Source organism: Cognatundibacterium curvum, assembly GCF_014284235.1.
Taxonomy (GTDB): Bacteria; Pseudomonadota; Gammaproteobacteria; order Burkholderiales; family Burkholderiaceae_D; genus Undibacterium; species Undibacterium curvum.
On record NZ_JACOGD010000004.1, the window covers coordinates 224,823 to 244,011 of the forward strand.

Annotated in this window: 18 protein-coding genes; 3 read left to right on the forward strand and 15 right to left on the reverse strand. The window is 54.0% G+C overall.

Annotated features, from left to right (window positions below; translation table 11 throughout):
* Positions 1-251 precede the first annotated feature (251 nt).
* Both H8K43_RS09195 and H8K43_RS09200 read left to right on the forward strand, forming a co-directional pair.
* Positions 252-572 carry a hypothetical protein gene (locus H8K43_RS09195; RefSeq protein WP_186903555.1) on the forward strand — a complete coding sequence of 107 codons (321 nt, stop codon included), beginning with the start codon at positions 252-254 and terminating at the stop codon, positions 570-572.
* Between the two features lie 142 nt (positions 573-714).
* The gene (locus H8K43_RS09200) at positions 715-1,551 is read left to right on the forward strand and encodes an HDOD domain-containing protein (protein ID WP_186903556.1); all 837 of its coding nucleotides are present in this window, start codon (positions 715-717) and stop codon (positions 1,549-1,551) included.
* Positions 1,552-1,577: 26 nt separating this feature from the next.
* On the opposite strand, the gene H8K43_RS09205 is transcribed toward H8K43_RS09200, so the two are convergent.
* Positions 1,578-2,654, reverse strand: a complete 1,077-nt coding sequence (locus H8K43_RS09205; RefSeq protein ID WP_186903557.1) for an acyltransferase family protein — start codon at positions 2,652-2,654, stop codon at positions 1,578-1,580.
* Positions 2,655-3,109: 455 nt separating this feature from the next.
* Between H8K43_RS09205 and H8K43_RS09210 the strand changes: the two genes are divergently transcribed.
* Positions 3,110-4,420 carry an MFS transporter gene (locus H8K43_RS09210; protein ID WP_186903558.1) on the forward strand — a complete coding sequence of 437 codons (1,311 nt, stop codon included), beginning with the start codon at positions 3,110-3,112 and terminating at the stop codon, positions 4,418-4,420.
* Positions 4,421-4,488: 68 nt separating this feature from the next.
* Here H8K43_RS09210 and H8K43_RS09215 read toward each other — a convergent pair whose 3' ends face one another.
* The 14 genes from H8K43_RS09215 to H8K43_RS09280 form a co-directional block, all read right to left on the reverse strand.
* A complete protein-coding gene (locus tag H8K43_RS09215; protein ID WP_186903559.1) occupies positions 4,489-5,664 on the reverse strand; it encodes a heparan-alpha-glucosaminide N-acetyltransferase domain-containing protein in 1,176 nt (391 codons plus the stop codon).
* Complete coding sequence (locus H8K43_RS09220) at positions 5,664-6,815, reverse strand: ABC transporter ATP-binding protein (protein WP_186903560.1); 1,152 nt, start codon at positions 6,813-6,815, stop codon at positions 5,664-5,666. The genes H8K43_RS09215 and H8K43_RS09220 overlap by 1 nt, the downstream gene beginning before the upstream one ends.
* A gap of 75 nt (positions 6,816-6,890) precedes the next feature.
* Complete coding sequence (gene nagZ, locus H8K43_RS09225) at positions 6,891-8,405, reverse strand: beta-N-acetylhexosaminidase (RefSeq protein WP_230403795.1); 1,515 nt, start codon at positions 8,403-8,405, stop codon at positions 6,891-6,893.
* Positions 8,402-9,256, reverse strand: a complete 855-nt coding sequence (locus H8K43_RS09230; RefSeq protein ID WP_186903561.1) for a carbohydrate ABC transporter permease — start codon at positions 9,254-9,256, stop codon at positions 8,402-8,404. Before H8K43_RS09230 ends, nagZ begins: the two co-directional genes overlap by 4 nt.
* A complete protein-coding gene (locus H8K43_RS09235; protein ID WP_186903562.1) occupies positions 9,253-10,116 on the reverse strand; it encodes a carbohydrate ABC transporter permease in 864 nt (287 codons plus the stop codon). The genes H8K43_RS09230 and H8K43_RS09235 overlap by 4 nt, the downstream gene beginning before the upstream one ends.
* A complete protein-coding gene (locus tag H8K43_RS09240; protein WP_230403797.1) occupies positions 10,113-11,441 on the reverse strand; it encodes an ABC transporter substrate-binding protein in 1,329 nt (442 codons plus the stop codon). Before H8K43_RS09240 ends, H8K43_RS09235 begins: the two co-directional genes overlap by 4 nt.
* 155 nt (positions 11,442-11,596) lie before the next feature.
* On the reverse strand, positions 11,597-12,607 hold the full coding sequence (locus H8K43_RS09245) for an SIS domain-containing protein (protein WP_162021291.1): 1,011 nt from the start codon (positions 12,605-12,607) through the stop codon (positions 11,597-11,599).
* Positions 12,600-13,715, reverse strand: coding sequence for an N-acetylglucosamine-6-phosphate deacetylase (gene nagA / locus H8K43_RS09250; protein WP_186903563.1), 1,116 nt, complete (start codon positions 13,713-13,715; stop codon positions 12,600-12,602). Before nagA ends, H8K43_RS09245 begins: the two co-directional genes overlap by 8 nt.
* A complete protein-coding gene (locus H8K43_RS09255) occupies positions 13,712-14,446 on the reverse strand; it encodes a GntR family transcriptional regulator (RefSeq protein ID WP_186903564.1) in 735 nt (244 codons plus the stop codon). Before H8K43_RS09255 ends, nagA begins: the two co-directional genes overlap by 4 nt.
* Positions 14,447-14,485: 39 nt before the next feature.
* Positions 14,486-15,457, reverse strand: a complete 972-nt coding sequence (locus H8K43_RS09260) for a glucosamine kinase nucleotide-binding domain-containing protein (RefSeq protein WP_186903565.1) — start codon at positions 15,455-15,457, stop codon at positions 14,486-14,488.
* Positions 15,458-15,899: 442 nt separating this feature from the next.
* Positions 15,900-16,334, reverse strand: a complete 435-nt coding sequence (locus tag H8K43_RS09265; RefSeq protein ID WP_186903566.1) for an ExbD/TolR family protein — start codon at positions 16,332-16,334, stop codon at positions 15,900-15,902.
* Positions 16,335-16,347: 13 nt separating this feature from the next.
* Positions 16,348-16,785 (reverse strand): ExbD/TolR family protein, encoded by a 438-nt coding sequence (locus tag H8K43_RS09270; protein WP_162021926.1) that lies wholly within the window; start codon positions 16,783-16,785, stop codon positions 16,348-16,350.
* 444 nt (positions 16,786-17,229) lie between these two features.
* Complete coding sequence (locus H8K43_RS09275; RefSeq protein WP_186903567.1) at positions 17,230-18,099, reverse strand: MotA/TolQ/ExbB proton channel family protein; 870 nt, start codon at positions 18,097-18,099, stop codon at positions 17,230-17,232.
* A gap of 193 nt (positions 18,100-18,292) precedes the next feature.
* Positions 18,293-18,964 (reverse strand): energy transducer TonB, encoded by a 672-nt coding sequence (locus H8K43_RS09280; protein WP_186903568.1) that lies wholly within the window; start codon positions 18,962-18,964, stop codon positions 18,293-18,295.
* Positions 18,965-19,189 lie beyond the last annotated feature (225 nt).

Sequence of the window (19,189 nt, forward strand, 5' to 3'; positions counted from 1 at the left end):
GCCGTATATCAGTATCAGTCATTCTTAACTTGAGCCCTGCCGTGATACGCGGCGGGGCTTTTTGTTGAGCATCTCTGCATTTCGGCATTTCCGGCTGATTTTTACCGTAGCCTGAGGCCTGCGCTTACGCCACAATAACGCCTGCCTCCGTGGAAACAAATTCAGTCAGGCAACTTGATGCCTAAGGACCAGGGCCTGCAACTGTTTTACCCCTTTCGCACACGTAATTTAAAACTTAACAGGCCCAAATTATGAAAACGCCATTTACCCAGTATCTGTACTCTGTTCTGCGCCAGCTCAGCCAGGAATTCCGGCAATTCGCTACCCGCGGCGCACAAGCTTCTCTGCGTACCCCCTTGCCCCGCATCGCGCTGGTGCTGATGGCAATCCTGGTATTGCTGAGCCTGATTCCTTTCATCCTCGCGCTGTTTATTGCCTTCTTCGTGTTCCGCGTTTTTTTGGGGTTGCTCAGTCCGGCGCAGCGCAAACCAGCAAACGCGAACAGCTATGGTTCGGCAGAGCCCGCAAAGGAGCCCGTAACTGTGCGCTATTTGCCGCGACAAGATCAGTAAGCATTGAAAAGACTGAAAGGCAGCAAGAATTAATTTCCACACAGAAATTAATTCTTGCTTTTTATTGCTCAGCCTCTAAGATGAACTTGCAACGCTGCTTAACATTATTTTGCAATGTGGTGTGCGTTAAAGGAGTGGCATCATGGACGGGCTGAGCATGTTCAAAATGATTGCTGACCAGGCCAGACAAGGTCAGCTGGTCTTCCCCACGCATCTGGAACAAACGCTGAAACTGAAGCAGATGCTGGATGATCCGGATTGCCATGCTGAGACAGCCAGCAAACTGATCAGTACCGATCCGCTACTCTCAGCGCGCATCGTGGCGGTCGCTAACTCATCAGCCTATAACCGCTCCGGCAATTCCATCAGCAATATCCGCACCGCTGTCAGCCGGCTGGGCTTTAGTCAAACCAAGATCCTGGTCACGGCATTGATAGTGCGGCAATTAAACCAGCAATTGCGCGATCCGGTTTTGATCGCCAAGGCGCGTCAGTTATGGGAGCACACGGCGCATGTCGCGGCGCTGGCTCAGGTGATTGCGAGACATATCACCCGGGTCGACCCGGATACGGCAACGTTTGCCGGTCTGATTCATGAGGTTGGCGGCTTTTATATGATTTCTTGTGCTGGACAGTATCCGGGCATACTCGACAGCGAAAATGAGGCCTGGAGTGAATATGGAGAAAAGCTGATCGGTCGCGGCGTATTGCAGCAGCTCGAGATTCCACAACATGTGATCGATGCCGTCGAATTCATGTGGAAGGGTTTAGCCGCTTATCCGCCTGAAAGTCTGGGCGATACCCTGATTCTGGCGAACGACATTGCACCCGTTTCTTCGCCACTGCATCAACATCTGAGCCCGGCCATGCAGTTGCACACTGCACATCTGAATTTTGAAGTTGAAGATTCGACTTTACAGGAAATTCTGCAGGAAAAAGACGAGGAAATACACTCGCTGAGTCATGCGCTGCTCGCCTAGAGCGGCAGCGCAGGACGATAACACGCTCAGATCACGATGCGCCAGTTCCGACGCGCCATTGCATAGGTCAGTGCAGCAAACACGGCGGTAAACGCAAGTGCAAAGGCAGCAGAACTCCAGGCTTCGCCAATCAGCGCAGGCAGATATGGTGCAAACCAGTGCAGATAAATCCAGTCGCCGGCACCGGTGTAGGCCAGCAGACAGGTAGCGATCCAGGAACCCGCATAAGCAGCAATCGCATTAATGCCGAAGCTGCGACCTATGGCCGGATATCCGCGCACATCGATCAGCTGATGCACCAACAACAGCAAGGCAGTCGCCCAGCCACTGGTCCATAGCACAAAGGACGCGGTCCACATTTGCTTATTCCAGGGCAGTTCCAGGCCACTGATCAGACCAGCACATAAGCAAGCCAGCGCCAGCCATACCAGCTGCCTGATTTGGCGATTGCGTAACAAGCTGCCAGCCTGAATACCAAACAGCACACTGCTTAATGCGCCCAGCGTGGACAATATGCCTTCCGGCTCCTGCGCCATATGGGCCAGTGCGTCGTACTGATACGCGAGCGGGCCCAGCAATACGCTGTCGATACGGTCCGACAGATTAGCATGCGGTAGCAAGGAGCCACCACTCAGCAACAGCAAGCTGTGTAGCGCCATCAGCGCCAGTAAAGCGATCCAGCGGCTGCTTTGGGTGCGCAGATACAGCATGATGAAGGCAGCCAGCACAAAGACGATGCCTATGCGTTGCAGCACCCCCATCAGCCGGAATGCACGTCCATCAATAGTCAGGCACGCGAATGCATGCAAGGCGACACCCAGCAGTATCATGCGCACTCCGCGGCGTAAGGCCTGACTGCGCAAGGCTTCAGGCATCACACCCTTAGCCAGTTGCGGCGCGAATGCCAGTTCCAGTGACAAGCCGACAATGAACAGAAAAAACGGGAAAATCAGGTCGGCCGGTGTACATCCATTCCACTGCGCATGCTCCAGCCACGGCAAGACATGATTCCAGTCACCCGCATTATTCACCAGCAGCATCCCGGCGACGGTCCAGCCACGCAGTGCATCGATAGAAGAATAGCGTACAGATTGTTGCGTCATTTGGGTTCACATCCTTAATTTCACAGGCAGACCACTTAGGATCGGGCCACTGGCATCACAGGCAGCACACAGGGCCTGCCATTATGTTTCAGGCGAATAGAGTAAAAAACGAAAATACAAGAGCAAAAAATGGATAATGTCAGCTAATACCAGTTACTGTTTTCGCCCAGATTTTCGCAGCTTAGCAACACGCCGCAGAAGATCGCAAAAAAACCGGCGGTGCGCTCAATAACGCATTAATTCGGGGCACTGACAACAATTCGGGATCAGCATCAAGAGATGCGGAATATTCTACTGGCACTTAAGTGGCATTGCAAATATAAAACCAGTTGACCAGTCCAGCACTGACTAGTATGTTCTGCATTTCCATCCTCATTCCACGCTCACTGAGATGAGCGGACCAGCAGACATGACGCCGGGCAGCGTGAGTTCCGATTATTTTTAGAGACAGCTCCATGACAACAACAGCAGAGACAAAATCTATCCATCCCATGCGTTGGGTGCCCACGCTTTATCTGGCAGAAGGTCTGCCCTATTACGCGGTGGCGCTGGTCGCAGGCCTGATGTATAAAAGTCTGGGCGTACCGAATGACCAGATTGCACGCTGGACTGGCCTGATCGGTTTTGCCTGGGTCTTTAAGTGCTTATGGAGCCCCTTCCTGGAAGCCGCCAGTAGCAAGAAGCTGATCGTGGTGCTGTTTCAATGCATTGGTGGCGTCAGTCTGGTGCTGGTGGCCTTATCGCTGCAGTTACCTATGTATTTCGCGGTCAGTATCGCCTTGCTGGCGATCGTCGCAATCGCCTCTGCCACCCATGATATTGCGGCTGACGGGCTGTATATCTCAACCCTGAGCCACAAACAACAGGCCGCCTACGCCGGCTGGCAAGGTGCTTTTTTCAATGCAGCCAAATTCATCTCGCTCGGTGGTCTGGTGATCCTGGCCGGGCATCTGGAAAAACAAATGAGTGCGCATAATGCCTGGATGATCATCTTTGGCATACTCGGCGTGATGCTGATTGCACTCGGGATTTATCACAGCTGGGCCTTGCCAGGCACGCGCAATGTACAGACTGGCGAATCCATGCAAACCGTATTCAGCACACTGGTGGATGTGATCATCGATTTTTTCAAAAAACCTGGCATCTGGCTGGCCATCACTTTCATTATTCTGTTCCGTGCCGGTGAAGGTCAGATACAGACCATAGGCCCGCTGTTCCTGCGCGACAGCAAAGAGCTGGGTGGACTGGGACTGACTACCGATCAGGTCGGTCTGGTCTATGGCAGCGCAGGTACCATCGCATTTTTGGCAGGTAGCATATTGGGAGGCTACTTCACATCCTGGCTGGGCTTGCGTCGTGCGCTGCCGTGGCTGATCATTGCTATGAATGTGCCGAATCTGGTGTTTTTCTTTTTGAGTTCGCAAATGCCGGACAATATGGCGGTGATCGCAACGGCGCTGAGTTTCGAAATGTTTGGTTATGGCTTTGGCTTTGTCGGCCTGATCCTGTTCATCATGCAAGTGGTGGCGGTAGGCAAATACCAGACTGCGCATTACGCGCTGGGTACCGGCGTGATGCAGCTGGGTGCGGTATTTTTCAAGATGATCAGCGGTGACATACAAATGGCGCTGGGCTATAAGAGCTTCTTTATCTGGGTACTGATCTCCGCTATCCCGGTCCTGATACTGACCCGCTTTGTACGTATTCCCGAGCAGGAAAAAGAACAGCCAGCTGCACCTGCCGCGGCTGAACAAGTCACCGCATAAGCCTGCATTTCCTCCTACCCTGCTCAGCTTGCTAACACAGGCTGAGCAGCGTTCTGGCAAAGTGCCATTCAGATCCGCAATTGCCAGCCACGTTTATCCAGCTGTGCCACGATCACAAATAACAGCGTCATATATCCCAGCGTGATCAGCATGGCCACTTCGCCTTGCAGGCACCACTGCGGCCAGCCGCCACCCAATGCACGCAACAAATGGAAGCCTAAGTAAGGCAGTAAATACAGCAATAGCGAATGCCGCGCTGCAGGCAGAAGCAAAGCAACAGGACGGGCCAGCCAGTCGAGCTTGATGGCGCGCTCCAGACCCAGATAAGCCAGCCAGCAAGCTGCAACCGATATCCAGCCCCAGGATGGCGTGGCATGAATTTTAGAAACCGGGAAATAGTGGCAGGTGATAATCACCATCAAAACAAGCGCGATTGCCTGCAACGTCAATGCACCCTTCGTACGCGCAGTTGCAGCTGCAGCTGCAGGCAAGCGTATCAGCCAGGCTGCGCTGGCCGCGCCCATCAACACGATTTGGGTATGCGTGAGCAGGTTCGCCTGTTCCAGTACGGCAGATCCAAGCGGCAGCCAGCTTGTGAGCATAGCCCACAGCACACTGCAAATAAGCGCCAACAGTGCCAGATAAAGTCCACGCCGGCTCAGCCAGATCAGCGCCAGATTCGCGAGCCACGCAGCCCATCCTATCAGCCCAAGTATGCCCCACCATTGTGGCCTTAAGATCGTGCTGCCGCCCTGCCCCACATAGCTGGCACACAATAGCAGCAACAGTAAAACGGCTGCGCTGCGCATGAGCACACGCGGTCTGCCACTCAGCGCTGGCCAGTCCAGCCAGATACCCGCGATCGCCAGATACAGCAATACGTTCCACAAATGGATGGGCAGCCACATCAGACTCGCATCGTAGCCACTGTCGGCATTCACCATTAAAACGCCGAGCAGCACCAGCACCGCAGAACGCCGTGTGGTTTGCACTGTGCGCCGCCAGCGCGAGCTTTTCGCTGCACTGACTGACTGGCTCAGATAAGCCGACATACCGACGATGTATAAGAAAGCCGGGAACACCAGATCCGCTAAAGTCATGTAGCCAGCATCTGCCGCAGCATGCTGCATCCAGCCCGGTATACCAGTCACTCCGGCCAGGTCATTGACCACTATCATGAGCACGATAGTCAGTGCGCGAAATACGTCAACCGTCTGCTGACGCTGCATAGCTAACTGCGCCATCAGCAGGCTGGCTGCACTGACTGGCTGCGCTGTACAGCCTGTCCATCTGCATCAAACAAATGGCAATGTGCGAGATTCAGGCTGACCTGTACGCTCTGGCCCGGTGTGGGTAAGGCTGCAGCCGCGGATACACGCATCGCAAACATACCGTCCTGGCCGGCAGCGGACAGATATAAGACATTGCTGTCCCCCAGCTGCTCAACAAAGCCCAGCTGCATTGTGAAACTGGCGCTGTATCCTTCCGCTGCGGCGGATTGTGCGCTGTTTAGCTGCCAGTGTTCGGCACGCACGCCCAGCGTCCACGGTGCTCCCGGCTGCAGCTGCGCTGGCGGCAGAGCGGTACTAGTCACTGGTATAGAGAAATCCGCCAGTCCGGGCAAACTCAGGCGCAAAGCAGCTGGCTGTACTTCCAGTAAACGCAGCTGGAAGAAATTCATTTTTGGCGAACCCAAAAATCCCGCCACAAACTGCGTGGCGGGCTGGTGATACAACTCCATAGGCGTCCCTACCTGAGCGATACCGCCTGCATGAAAGACCGCAATGCGCTGCCCCAGCGTCATGGCCTCAACCTGATCATGCGTCACATAGATCATGGTCGACTGTAACTCCTGATGCAAACGGCTTAACTCTATGCGGGTCTGCACCCGCAGACTCGCATCCAGATTCGACAAAGGCTCATCCAGCAAAAATAATTGCGGCTGACGCACGATGGCACGCCCTATCGCCACCCGCTGCCTCTGCCCACCGGATAAGTCTTTCGGTTTGCGATCTAACAGATGGCTGATCTGTAGTTTTTCAGCCGCCTGCTGTACCGCCTTGCGTATCTCCGCTTTCGCCATACGTGTGAGGCTCAGGGCAAAGGCCATGTTTTCAAACACCGTCATATGCGGATACAGCGCATATGACTGAAACACCATCGCCAGACCACGTTGCGCCGGTGGCGTTTCATTGGCGCGCACACCGGCGATCTGCAATTCGCCATCGGTGATTTCTTCCAGTCCGGCGATCATGCGCAGCAAGGTCGATTTGCCACAACCCGAAGGGCCGACAAAGACCATGAATTCGCCATCGCGGATATGCAGATTGATATCCTGCAGTACCGTCTGCGATCCATAGGATTTACGAACTTGGTGCAAGCTGACTTCCGCCATCGCTGTCTCTGCCTCTGCCTTAATGTGCTTATCTGAATATTGGTATTGCTTTATCCGCTGCGCTGGGCTTTGGATTTACTGAAATCCGCTCACAGGAATTTTTCCTTCCGCCCGCACTTCACCCGCCAGCCAGGCGCGTGCCGCGTCAACCGCCGGTGCGGCAAAGCCATAAGTCAGCAAAGCAGGTGCATCGATATCGAGCATCTGGAAAGGATTCCACAGCACCAGATGCAGGTCGGGTTTCCAGCTATCCCTGACTTGCTGGCTATAGCGTATGCGTACCGTTGAGGCCAGAATCACATAGCGCCCATCTTGCGGCAAATCATCCCAGCGGAAGCTATCGGCATTGTCAAAGGTCACCGTCTCAACGTCGTACAGACTGCTTAACATGGCCGTGACTTTTTCTGCCGGTATGCCCGCTTCCGACACACCGTCGCTGACCACATCGGCACTGATAACCAGACGCAGCTTGCTGCCCTTGGCTGGTGCGACCGGATTGCCGCAAGCGGTAAGTCCGCGTTTCCAGGCAGACGACATCAAAATGCGGTCAGCCAGTTCAGTCTGATACGCGCTTTGCTGACAAGGATAAGCCGTGGTCAGCTGACGTACCCGCGCCAGCCTTTGTTCTATCTCTGCCGCTGTAATCTGACCGCTCGCAATGACCTGCGTCAGTGCTTCCAGGGTTTCTAACTGAGTTTCTGTGGTGCCCAGTGCCATCACCAGATCCGCACCAGCCAGCAAGGCTTTGACTGCCGCCTTGCCGACACCATAGCGTCCTGCAATCGCATGCATATCCATACCATCGGTGATCACTACGCCCTGGTAATTCCATTGCTTGCGCAGCAGCCCGGTCAAAATCGCTTCTGACATGGTGGCCGGATTGTCGGCGTCCAGCGCCGGATACACGATGTGTGCTGTCATCATGGCAGGTGCCTTGCGACTGACGGCGATTTGGAATGGCGCCAGCTCCAGTGCCTGCAATTCTTCCAGTGTTTTATCGACGGTAGGTAAGTCGCGATGCGAATCAACATTGGTGTCGCCATGTCCCGGGAAATGTTTGACGCAGCACGCCACACCTTCCGACAAACTGCCATCCATCCAGGCCAGTGCCAGCTCCGCCGCACGGCCTGGATCGGAGCCGAAAGAGCGCTCAGAAATGACGGGATTATCTACGTTATTGTTCAGATCCAGCACCGGTGCAAAATTCCAGTTAAAACCCAGTGCCTTGACGCCGCGAGCAACTGCAGCGCCTACCTGATAACATAATTCCTTGTCACCACTCGCACCCAGCGACATCGCAGCAGGCGGTTGTGGCACCCAGGTCGAACGCACCACAGCACCACCTTCCTGATCTAATGCGATCAATGCTTCCGGCCCCATGACAGCACGCAGATCGGCCGTCATTTTTTTCAATTGCAGTTCATCGGTCATATTGCCACGGAACAGACAGATGGCACGGATATGGTGCTGCTTCAGGAAAGCGGCGGCCGCCTCATCCAGCTGGGTGCCCGGCATGCGTATCATGACCAGCTGACCAGCCAGGCGACGTGCTTCTTCGATACTCATTACTAATGGGGTTTCTTGCGTCATTTCACTGCTCCATCCATGCCGCGCATAAAAAAGCGCTGGGTAAATAAAAAGGCCACCAGTATCGGTGCGACCGTCAAAATGGTTCCTGCTGCTATCACCCTGGTGCTGCTGCCATACGTGCCGCGTAAATACAGCACGCCGGCCGACAAGGGGAAATCTTCTGGCTTGGCGATCACGATGGATGGCCAGATATATTCGTTCCAGGCTTCGACCGCGGTCAATATGCCTACCGTCGCCAGCCAGGGCGCGATCAATGGCAACACAATGCGGAAAAATACGGTCCATTCGCTGGCGCCATCCACCCGCGCCGCATCGAGCAAATCCTGCGGCACTTCATCGAAGGCTTGCTTGAGTAACAGGATAGACACGGCGGTAACCAGATTCGGCAAGACCACAGCGGTATAGGTATCGACCAGCCCGAGCCGGGTCATGCTGATGAAGTTGACCAGAAAATTCACTTCAGAAGGCAGCACCATGGTCAGCAACACCACACCGATAATCAGACGGCGGCCACGGAATTGCATGCGCGACAGCGGATACGCCGCCATAGAGCAAATAACTAATTTACCGGCCACGGTAAGCAAGGTAATCAGGATGGAATTTTTGTAAAACGCCAGTATCGGTATAACCCGGAATACTTCGGCAAAGTTATCCAGTGCCACGCCTTGCGGCCAGAAAGCTGGCGGAAACGCGAAGGTATTGCCCTTGGTCGACAAGGCCACCACCAGCGTCCACCAAAACGGAAAAACGCATATCACTGCGATCAGTGTCAGTAGCAGATAATGCAGCAAGGGACTGAGCACGCGCTGCAACAAATGGAGTCGTGCGTTCGAAAAAAGTGCATGTTTCATGTGCGCTGCCTCGGTCTCAGGTATTGCAAACACACAGCGGCAATCACGATGCAGCTGAGCGATACCACAAAACTGGCGGCCAGACCACGCGGCAGTTTCAAATGCTTGAGGCCCTGGTCATACGCATAGTAAAGCGCGGTAAAGGTGGAGTTCATCGGGCCGCCCTGGGTCAGCACATCGACCTCCTGATAGGCCTTCAGTGCAGCCAGTACACACATGATGCTGCAGATCATGACGGTAGGCAGCAGCATAGGAAAAGTAATGTGCCAGAAACGCTGCCAGCGGTTCGCACCATCAAGCAAGGCAGCTTCCTCGACTTCTGCCGGCAGCGATTGCAGTGCGGCCAGATACATCACCATATACCAGCCCAGACCACGCCAGAACGATACAAACATCACGCACAGTAAAGCCAGCACATCGTCCGACAACCAGCCCAAAGGTGCGGCGATCAGATGCGCGCGCAGCAAGACATAGTTGAGTGCGCCCTGTTCATGAAACATAAAGCCCCACATGATGCCGACCACTGACACGGTGGTCACCACCGGCACATAAAACGCGGCGCGGAACCAGCGTATCGCAGGTAAGCGATTATTCACCAGCACCGCCAACAGGATGGCAGCCAGCTGCGTGCAAGGCACGACCAGCAAAAACACAAAGGAATTGCGCAAGCCGGTCAGGAACATTTCATTATTGAATAGCGCGACATAATTATCCAAACCGACCCAATGGGTTTCGCGCATCAGGCTGAAATCGGTGAAACTCAGATACGAGCCATACAGCACGGGCCAGAATGAAAAGGCCGCCAGTAACAGCAAAGCCGGTGTCACGAACAGCCAGGCAAGCAGACGTTGTGGATTCATGAGTGCGCGCGCCTGTGTAACTTGCGATTCCAGATCAGCACCGCTTCATCCAGCGCTTCCTGAATATCACGTTTACCGGTCACTCCGGCCTCCACTGCTTTCACCAGAAAACGGCGTAACTCATCGTAGTCGTCGATACCAGCCACATACAGACTACGCGCAGAATTCATGGAGTTGGCCGCCACATTCAGCGCCTGCTCTGCCGCGCCGGTTTGCTCGGGCAGGATACGGAAATACGGGTGCGCCAGAGCCTGTTTGGTAGTCGGCATTACGCCCGCCATTTTGGCAAAGGCGAGCTGATTATTTTCGCCGGTCAGAAAACGTGCGAACTCTGCAATCGTCGGTAATTCGGATTTTTTGACGCCTTTAGGTATCGCGAAATGGAACATCCAGCCACCATCATTGATGCCGGTTGGCCCGGCAGGCACAGGGAATATCCCGGTCTGCGCATAAATCTCAGGCGCATCGGTCTGTATGCGCCGGATCGCGGTTGGTGCACTCACCATCAACCCAAGCCGTCCGCCCAGATAGGCATCGACCACGGCTGGAAAATTATCTTCTGCAAACAATTTATCTTTGAGCAGGCCACCCGCTTTGTAAGTCGCAGCGAGCTTGCGTATCAGGCTCACATGCGCAGGCGAATTGAAGACCGCCTTGCCATCGCTGACCAGCGCTAAGCCCTGCTGCATCAGAAAGCCATCTATCTTTCCTAAGGCCGGTGCATAACCAGGCTTGCCGGTACGCGCAGAAATCATCACTGCCAAGGCCAGCAACTGATCCATATTTTCTGGCGCTTTGACATGTCCTGTTGCGGCCAGGATGCTGCGGTTATAGGCAATCACATTCACATTACTATAATGCGGGAAGCCATATACTTTTCCATTGAAACGTAAATCAGCCAGTGCAGCATCGGTATAATCGGGCGCCCTACCAGGCACCGCCAGCCACTGATCGACCGGCTCTAACAAGCCATCGCGCGCCATTTCTTCGGCCCAGGGCACACTCAGATTGACCAATGCAGGCGGTCTTCCGGCCGCAATCGCAGTGATCAGTTTCAGCTGCAATATGTCCCAGGGAAAGTCCACCCATTCGATTTTGACGCCGGGATGCTTAGCTTCGTACTGGCGTACCAACTCCTGAAAATAAGGAATGAATTTTGGCTTGAGGCTCATGGTCCAGAATTCAATTTTCTGGGCAGCCAAAACAGGGCCAGGCAATGCCAGCATCAAGCCAGCCAGCATGAGCACTGAGAACATACCAGCCGGGAGCCGGGACCGACAGCCTATGCGACAGGCATGCTGCCACCAGCTATTTAAAAATCGCATATATTTCATTTTCCTGTCACGACTTTCTAAATCCCGGACGGCGTTGAAGATGTCTCTGTTTTTTTCTGGAACAGCGCAATTCTCGCTGCGCTCAGGCACAGTAGTCCTGAACGCAGTAAAGCACGAAGCACATTCAAGTATGGCGGTGCTGTTGTTTAGTTCGTCTTAGTGACTTTGCTTAAATGGCGTGGCTGATCTGGATTGAGTCCACGTGCTACCGACAAATGCGCAGCCATGACGTAGAAAGCCTGAATCGCAACGATAGGGTCCAGATCCGGCGTAGCCGCAGTCGGCAGTGTCAGATTACGTTCTGCCACATTGTCAGGTGCTGCCAGTAAGACATTGGCACCGCGTCCGCGCATTTCTTCCGCCAGACGGATCAGGCCTTCCTGCGCCGCACCACGGGTTGCGAAAATCAGCAAAGGATAGCCATCGTGTATCAAGGCCATAGGACCATGTTTGATTTCTGCACCGCTGAAGGCTTCGGCCTGTATCACTGAGGTTTCTTTGAACTTCAAGGCAGATTCCAGCGCTACCGGAAAGCTGATACCACGTCCCACCACCATGATGCGCTGAGCCGGTGTCAGTACATCCAGTGCAGCCGACCAGTCGAGCTGGGTCGCAGCATGCAAGGCTTCCGGCAAGGCATCGATCGCGCTCAGGAAGTCTGCATCATTCTGCCAGTGGCCCGCCAGTCGGGCACCAGCGACCAGGGAAGTGATAAAACTCTTAGTCGCTGCCACACTGAGTTCCGGACCTGCATGCAAAGGCATAGTCCATTCAGCCGCCTGCGCCAATGGCGATGCAGCATCATTGACCAGCGCTACCGTAGTGGCACCACCCTGGCGGAAATACGAAATCGGCTCCACCACATCCGGGCTTTGGCCAGACTGAGAAATCGCAATTGCGAGCGTGTCTTTGGTATGCAGCGGTGCTTTATTCAGCGTCACCAGCGACATAGGCAATGAGGTCACCAGACGGCCCAGACGCGCCATGATCAGGTAAGCCGCATAGTTGGCGGCATGATCGGAACTGCCGCGCGCCACCGTCAGCACGGAGGCTGGTGGATGCGCGCGCAGATGCGCGCCCAGATCGGCATAAGCCTGGCGTTCCTGAGTGAGTTGGTAAGCTACGCGTTCGGATGAAGCACAGGCTTCTTTAAGCATCTGAGAGGTCAATCTTTTCTCCTTCTACATACACGGCAATAAGGTTGAGGCTGGCATCCAGCACAACCAGGTCGGCGAACGCCCCCGCACGCAGGCGGCCACGTTCAGATAAACCGAGGTAATCAGCGGCGTAAGTAGAAACCCGTTTGGAAGCATCTTCCAGTGTGAGTCCGATACTGACCAGATTGCGTAGAGCCTGATCCATCGTCAGGGTGCTGCCAGCCAGCGTGCCATCTTCCAGACGCACACCACCCAGACATTTATGCACCACCTGACGACCCAGCATGTATTGCCCGTCCGGCATACCGGATGCTGCGGTTGAATCGGTCACACAATACAAATGCGGAATTGCCCGCAGCGCTGCCTTGATCGCTCCCGGATGTACATGGAGCAGATCAGGAATAATTTCTGAAAATTCAGCATGGGCGAGCGCAGCGCCAACCATGCCGGGAGCGCGATGATCGAGTCGCGACATCGCGTTATACAAATGGGTAAAGCCTTTGGCACCGTTTTCCAATGCAGCCACACCATCTTCATAGCTACCCAGGGTGTGACCAATTTGTACCTGCATACCCATTGCGGTCAGTTCGCGCACCAGTTGCAGATGTCCATCCATTTCGGGCGCGACCGTGATCAAACGTATCGGCGCGATCGCATGCAAATGCTGGACTTGTTGTAAGGAGCCGATACCAGCGAAATCCGGTTGCGCACCCAGCTTACCCGGATTGATATACGGGCCTTCCAGATGCACACCCAACACCCGCGCTGAGTTGGCAGGACGCGTATCCACCAGTGGACGAATCGCGTGTAAGGCCGCTTCAATATCCGCCTGCGGCGCGGTCATGGTGGTCGCCAGCAAACTGGTCGTGCCATGCTTGGCATGCTGACGCGCAATCACGGAAACCGCGTCTCCGGCTTCCATCGTGTCTTTGCCACCGGCACCATGCACATGCAGATCCACAAAACCAGGCAGGATATAAGGCTGCTCAGCATCTGCCGTATTTTCACCAGCGTGTATCGCGGCGATTTTTTCGCTAAATTCTATGCGCCCCTGCACCCAGCCTTCCGGCGTCAGGATTTTCCCTTGTAAGCCTTGATGCAAACTCATCTGAACAACTCCGCAACGAAGTCATAGTAATCGCTGCGGCAGTATGAATGCGATAATTCTATTGCCGTACCATTGGGCAGATAAGCAACACGGGTGATAAATAACATCGCCGCGCCTTGCTTGATATCTGCCAGCCTTGCCTGCTCTGCTGTCGCATTCACCGCACGGATATGCTGCAGCGCGCGCGTCGGTGCCACATTATGCGATTCCAGATAGCCGTACAAACTGTCGGTCACCAGTTTAGGATTAGGCATGTACATGGCGGGTATGGTCGTACTCTCTATCGCCATCACTACATTGTCCGCAGTACGCAAACGTTTAAGGCGCGACACCACTGTATTCGGTGATAAACCTAAAGATAAAATCTCTTCCGGCGAGGCGACCCCGGTATCACGAGAAATCCAGCGAGAACCAGGCACAAAACCACGCTGACGCAATTCTTCACTGAAGTTAGTCAGACGCGATAAAGGCTGCTCCAGCTTAGGCGTGATATAGGTGCCGGAACCATGTTTGCGCGTCAGCAAACCACGTTCACACAGCATGTCTATGGCTTTACGAGCCGTTACCCGGGAAATTTCCAGTGTTTCGGAAAGCATGCGCTCAGAGGGCAAGGCTTCATCCGGCTGCCATAAACCACTATGTATGCCATTGGCCAGTTTATTGGCCAGTTGCAGATAAAGCGGTGTGGAACTCTCGCTATCTGGTTTGAAATCAATTATGTGTGACGACATATGTGCCTCCCCTGTTTTGCTTTTCGTTTTTATGCGTTTTTATGCGTTCTTGTGCATGGTGTGCATGGTGTGCTGGAGGTGACGCTTAATCAGCAGCATCGCGCCATGCGCAGACCCACCCACCGGTGCCTGTATTCTTTGCTGTAAAGGCTGAGGAATATATGGCAGTATCATTTCCGCCAAACCTCCGCTCAATGCGACCGGCAAACTCTGTTGCGGGTCGAGTGCCAAGGCCATTTGTTGCACATCACGCCCAGCCTGCAACATCATTTCTCTGGCCACCTGACTGCCCGCCGCATGCCGTATCACGACCGGAGCCAGCGTGGCATAACGGGTTTGATTGGCGGCTGCAAGCCAGTTGAACATCGCAGCCTGATCAGTGCCCAGATGCTCAAATAACTCTGCCGAAAAAGCATCTGCAGGCAAACGTCCATCCATCACGCGCTGAGCGTAATTAACGGCCTGAAAGCCCAGCCAGGCGCCACTGGCTTCATCGCCCACTGGAAAGCCCCAGCCGCCAACTTCGCGCCGCTTACCATCTTGCGTTAACATCTCGCCCACACTGCCAGTCCCAAGTGCAATCACGACACCGGCTGCACCAGCATGCGCACCCAGCAGGGTGGTATAGGCATCAGTCTCAACCACGATGCGGCCAAAGCCTGGATTCAGTGCGATAAATTCGTTTGCCCAGTGCACATTGTTGACACCCGCCAAACCACAGCCTATCGCGACCTCACTCAATGCCACATTCGCCACGCCCGCAGCGCTGAATGCTGACTGCAGAGCCAGCTGAATCTGCTGCCATGCCTTATCACGACCATGCGCCAGACCAGACGGCCCTGCCGCACCACGCGCAATCTCTTCGCCATCGGCATCACATAACACGACTCTCGTGCCCGTTCCACCTCCATCGACACCAACGATATAGCGATAGGCCTGAGCAGACTCAGCGACGTCTGCAGCCTTAGATAAGGAAACTGAATTTCCTGATTTTAATTCTTCTGAATTCATGTGGGCACGTTGGACTTGCAGCTTAATTCAGACTCAGACGCGAGCCTGAATCAACTCAAATAGTTTCTGTTAAAATCATAAGCTTCACTGTAAAAGTAATAGCTAGTGGTTGTCAATAGGTATTTAAGTGGTATTTAACAATGTGCAGCAATTTAAGCTACCTTAGCCGCCACACACTTACATACCTCTGCATACAACATGCCGCGCTAAGACTTACCCAGCCTCAAGCTATACCACGGAACGACCACACCACTTCCTGATTCAGCGCTACCTTTACTGTCTGAATCTGCCCACTGGCATCAGACCTGTTTTCAAAGCCCAGACCCGCATACCAGACAGATATATCAGCCTGGCACACAAGTACCTGAGCGCCCGACTGAGCGCAGACATCTGCGATGCCTGCGACTTCCCTGAATGCTTTTACTTCAGCCTTACTTCGGCCTTACTTCATAAACTGCTCATTGCCAACCATACCGATCTTGGTCACGCCCAGGCGCTGGGCTGAGGCCATCACCGCTGCTACCGATTTGTACGGTACCACGGCGTTTGGACGCAGATGCACTTCCGGCTGATCCGGCTGGCTTGCCACTTCGGTCAGCTTGGCTTCGAGTTCGTTACGGTTAGCGACTGCCACACCATTCCACAACACGGTGCCGTCAAAGTCGACGTCGATGTTGACCACCACTGGTTCCACCGGATTCTTCGGCGCGGCCTGGTTGGTTGGCATGTTCAGATTCACGGAGTGATTCTGAATCGGGATGGTGATGATGAGCATGATGATCAGTACCAGCATCACGTCGATCAGCGGGGTCATGTTCATTTCGATCATGACTTCCGGATCAGCCGATGAGCTGCCTGAACCTACTTGCATTCCCATGTCAGATCCTTTCTTAGTTACGTGGTGGGGGTTCGATCACGAAGCCCACTTTGGCGATCCCGGCGCGCTGGGCGGTCAGGATGGTTTTACCGACAAATTCGTAGCGGACGTTCTGGTCGCCACGGATGTGCACTTCCGGTTGCGGTACTTTGACGGCTTCCACTTTGAGACGGTCGAACAGGTCTTCGGTGCCGCCTGGCAGGGGTTTCATCATGCCGTTCCAGTACACGTCGCCGTCTTTGTTGATCGAGACGGTGATGTTTTCCGGTTTGGTTTTGTAGATCTGGTTACGTTCTGCCGGGAGCTTGAGTTTGACCGTGTCTGTGATTACCGGGGCGGTAATCAGGAAGATGATCAGTAACACCAGCATGACGTCAACCAGCGGTGTGGTGTTGATGGTGCTGTTGACTTCGTCTTCGCCGTCACCATCGTTGCCGATTGCCATTGCCATTTTGTTCTCTTTCAGTATGTCCGGTCGGGGGAGACTGGAGTGTGGAAATTTTTAAACTTTTAAACTTTTAAACCTTTGAACCATTAAACACAGAGACACAGAGGCACAGAGAAGGGCGAAGAGCGTAAAGCAGATCAGACTACTTTTCTTCGCTTTGCTTTTCCTCTGTGTCTCCGTGCCTCTGTGTTAAACAGGTTTTAACGCTTTTAGGTTTTAAACCTTTAAACCTTTAAACACAGAGACACAGAGACACGGAGAAAGGCTTAAGAGAGATACTGAATGATCAGACGACTGCTCTTCGCTTTGCTTTGCTTTTCTCTGCTTTTCTCTGCTTTTCCTCTGTGTCTCTGTGCCTCTGTGTTAAACAGGTTTTAACGCTTTTAGGTTTTAACGCTTTTCAGAATGTTCCTACAACTCAGTCTGCCCCGTTGACCGGGTTGGACCTTATGCTTTTTTCGCGACTTTGTTCATGTTGCCGGACAGGACAACAGAGTGCAGGTCAGCGGCGAACGCGCGGACTTCTTCCATCGCGCTCTTGTTGCGGCGGACCAGGAAGTTGTAGCCCAGAACCGCTGGAACCGCGACTGCCAGACCGATCGCGGTCATGATCAGCGCTTCACCCACAGGACCCGCTACTTTGTCGATCGATGCCTGACCGGACATACCGATGGCTGTCAGCGCGTGGTAAATACCCCATACAGTACCGAACAGACCAACGAATGGTGCAGTAGAACCGACTGTCGCCAGGAAGGCCAGGCCGTCTTGCAGGCGGCTTTGTACTTTGTCGACTGCGCGCTGGATGGACATGGAAACCCAGGTGTTCAGGTCGATTTGTTCCAGCAGGGCGCCTTCATGGTGCTCTGTGGCTTTGATGCCGGAGTCAGCGATGAAGCGGAATGGGCTGCCTTCTTTGAGGGAAGCCGCACCTGCTTGCACAGAAGCGGATTTCCAGAATTTAGCGCGGGCGTCTGTCGCCTGGCCAGACAGTTTGATCTGGTCGACGATTTTAGTGATCAGGATGTACCAGGAACCCATGGACATGATGACCATGATGATCAGTGTGCCTTTGGCGACGAAGTCACCGGTTTTCCAGAGTGCGTCCAGGCCGTATGGGTTTTCGATGACCTCTTTGGCTGGGCCGGCTTCAGCAGCAGGGGCTGCAGCAGGCGCAGCAGCATCAGCGGCTGGTGCGGAAGTGGCTGGTGCTGCGGAGGCTGCAGTGGCAGAAGCTTCTTCTGCGAAGACTGGAGCGGCAACAGCTGCGGTCAGGGCCAGAACGGCGGCAGCCAGGAATGCGGAGAAACGGGTTTTCATTGTGATGACTTCCTTTAAATTGCGGAGCGGATATGATGCCTGCCCACTCCTGTTTTCAACGTGTTGTAAACAACTGCCTAACTGATTTTTTACACTTTCAAGCTAATCTGCGACGTATTATTTTGATGCGCCTTATGATCACTTCAGGACGGTACAGACCTGCTTTTTACTCAATGCGCTTTGCACTAAATGCTTAATCCAGCTTCCAGACGTACTGGACTTTGGCCCAGCTTTGTTGTGGCTTGCCATCCACTGTGCCTGGTTTGTTTTTGCAGGCACCTGACAACAACTGGGAACGGACCGCATTGTCCAGACCGCGGAAGCCACTGGACTTCTCGATCTTGACGTCGGCGACGGTACCGTCTGCGCCGATCAGTACGGCTAAGGTGGTGATACCGGTTTCTTCATTACGCAGCGAAGCGCGTGGGTATTCCGGTTTGCAACCGCCCACATTGAAGTCGATCACAGGTGCCACGCTGACCGGGCCGGTGGACGTGGTTGCAGCCGCTGGCGGCGCTGGTGGCGCTGTCTTGGTGAAAGTTGGGTTTTCCGGCTTCTGGCTGGTCGTAGCAGAAATAGTGTTCTGTGGCTGTACCTGTGGCTGTACCTGCACTTCCGGCGGCGGAATGAATGGTGGCGGTGGAGCCAGCAGTTTCGGCGGCGGCGGTGGTGGCGTGTCTGGTGGTGGCGGAGGCGGTTTGACCTCTTCCACGATTTTTGTTTCTAGGGGCTTTTGAACGATTTCAACGAGCTTGGTGCCCAGGCCATTGGCCAGTGCGTACACCAATACCGCGTGAAATGCCACTACCAGCCCTATGCCCAGGAACTTCTTACCCGGCTCTTGCTGGCGATCTGAAAAATCCATACCTCTCCTCTTAGACAAAATAACTGATCGATACCCGTGCCTTTGAACTCCAGCACTTAGCCATCGAAAATTTGGGATGCTTCACATCTTGAAACCTTAAAACCTTTACACCTTAAAACCTTTACACCTTTACACCTTAAAACCTTTAAACACAGAGGCACAGAGACACAGAGGAAAAGCAGAGAAAAGCAAAGAAAAGCGAAGCGAGGAGAAGTAGTCTGATTC

Bases quoted from the DNA above. Each gene is read 5' to 3' on its own strand.
- H8K43_RS09215 (WP_186903559.1), bottom strand. From the start codon at position 5,664: ATGGCGCAGTTAGCTATGCAGCGTCAGCAGACGGTTGACGTATTTCGC.
- H8K43_RS09220 (WP_186903560.1), bottom strand. From the start codon at position 6,815: ATGGCGGAAGTCAGCTTGCACCAAGTTCGTAAATCCTATGGATCGCAG.
- H8K43_RS09205 (WP_186903557.1), bottom strand. From the start codon at position 2,654: ATGACGCAACAATCTGTACGCTATTCTTCTATCGATGCACTGCGTGGC.
- H8K43_RS09245 (WP_162021291.1), bottom strand. From the start codon at position 12,607: ATGCTTAAAGAAGCCTGTGCTTCATCCGAACGCGTAGCTTACCAACTC.
- H8K43_RS09265 (WP_186903566.1), bottom strand. From the start codon at position 16,334: ATGGGAATGCAAGTAGGTTCAGGCAGCTCATCGGCTGATCCGGAAGTC.
- H8K43_RS09230 (WP_186903561.1), bottom strand. From the start codon at position 9,256: ATGAAACATGCACTTTTTTCGAACGCACGACTCCATTTGTTGCAGCGC.
- H8K43_RS09280 (WP_186903568.1), bottom strand. From the start codon at position 18,964: ATGGATTTTTCAGATCGCCAGCAAGAGCCGGGTAAGAAGTTCCTGGGC.
- H8K43_RS09210 (WP_186903558.1), top strand. From the start codon at position 3,110: ATGACAACAACAGCAGAGACAAAATCTATCCATCCCATGCGTTGGGTG.
- H8K43_RS09260 (WP_186903565.1), bottom strand. From the start codon at position 15,457: ATGAATTCAGAAGAATTAAAATCAGGAAATTCAGTTTCCTTATCTAAG.
- H8K43_RS09270 (WP_162021926.1), bottom strand. From the start codon at position 16,785: ATGGCAATGGCAATCGGCAACGATGGTGACGGCGAAGACGAAGTCAAC.
- H8K43_RS09240 (WP_230403797.1), bottom strand. From the start codon at position 11,441: ATGCGATTTTTAAATAGCTGGTGGCAGCATGCCTGTCGCATAGGCTGT.
- H8K43_RS09195 (WP_186903555.1), top strand. From the start codon at position 252: ATGAAAACGCCATTTACCCAGTATCTGTACTCTGTTCTGCGCCAGCTC.
- H8K43_RS09235 (WP_186903562.1), bottom strand. From the start codon at position 10,116: ATGAATCCACAACGTCTGCTTGCCTGGCTGTTCGTGACACCGGCTTTG.
- H8K43_RS09275 (WP_186903567.1), bottom strand. From the start codon at position 18,099: ATGAAAACCCGTTTCTCCGCATTCCTGGCTGCCGCCGTTCTGGCCCTG.
- nagA (WP_186903563.1), bottom strand. From the start codon at position 13,715: ATGAGTTTGCATCAAGGCTTACAAGGGAAAATCCTGACGCCGGAAGGC.
- nagZ (WP_230403795.1), bottom strand. From the start codon at position 8,405: ATGACGCAAGAAACCCCATTAGTAATGAGTATCGAAGAAGCACGTCGC.
- H8K43_RS09255 (WP_186903564.1), bottom strand. From the start codon at position 14,446: ATGTCGTCACACATAATTGATTTCAAACCAGATAGCGAGAGTTCCACA.
- H8K43_RS09200 (WP_186903556.1), top strand. From the start codon at position 715: ATGGACGGGCTGAGCATGTTCAAAATGATTGCTGACCAGGCCAGACAA.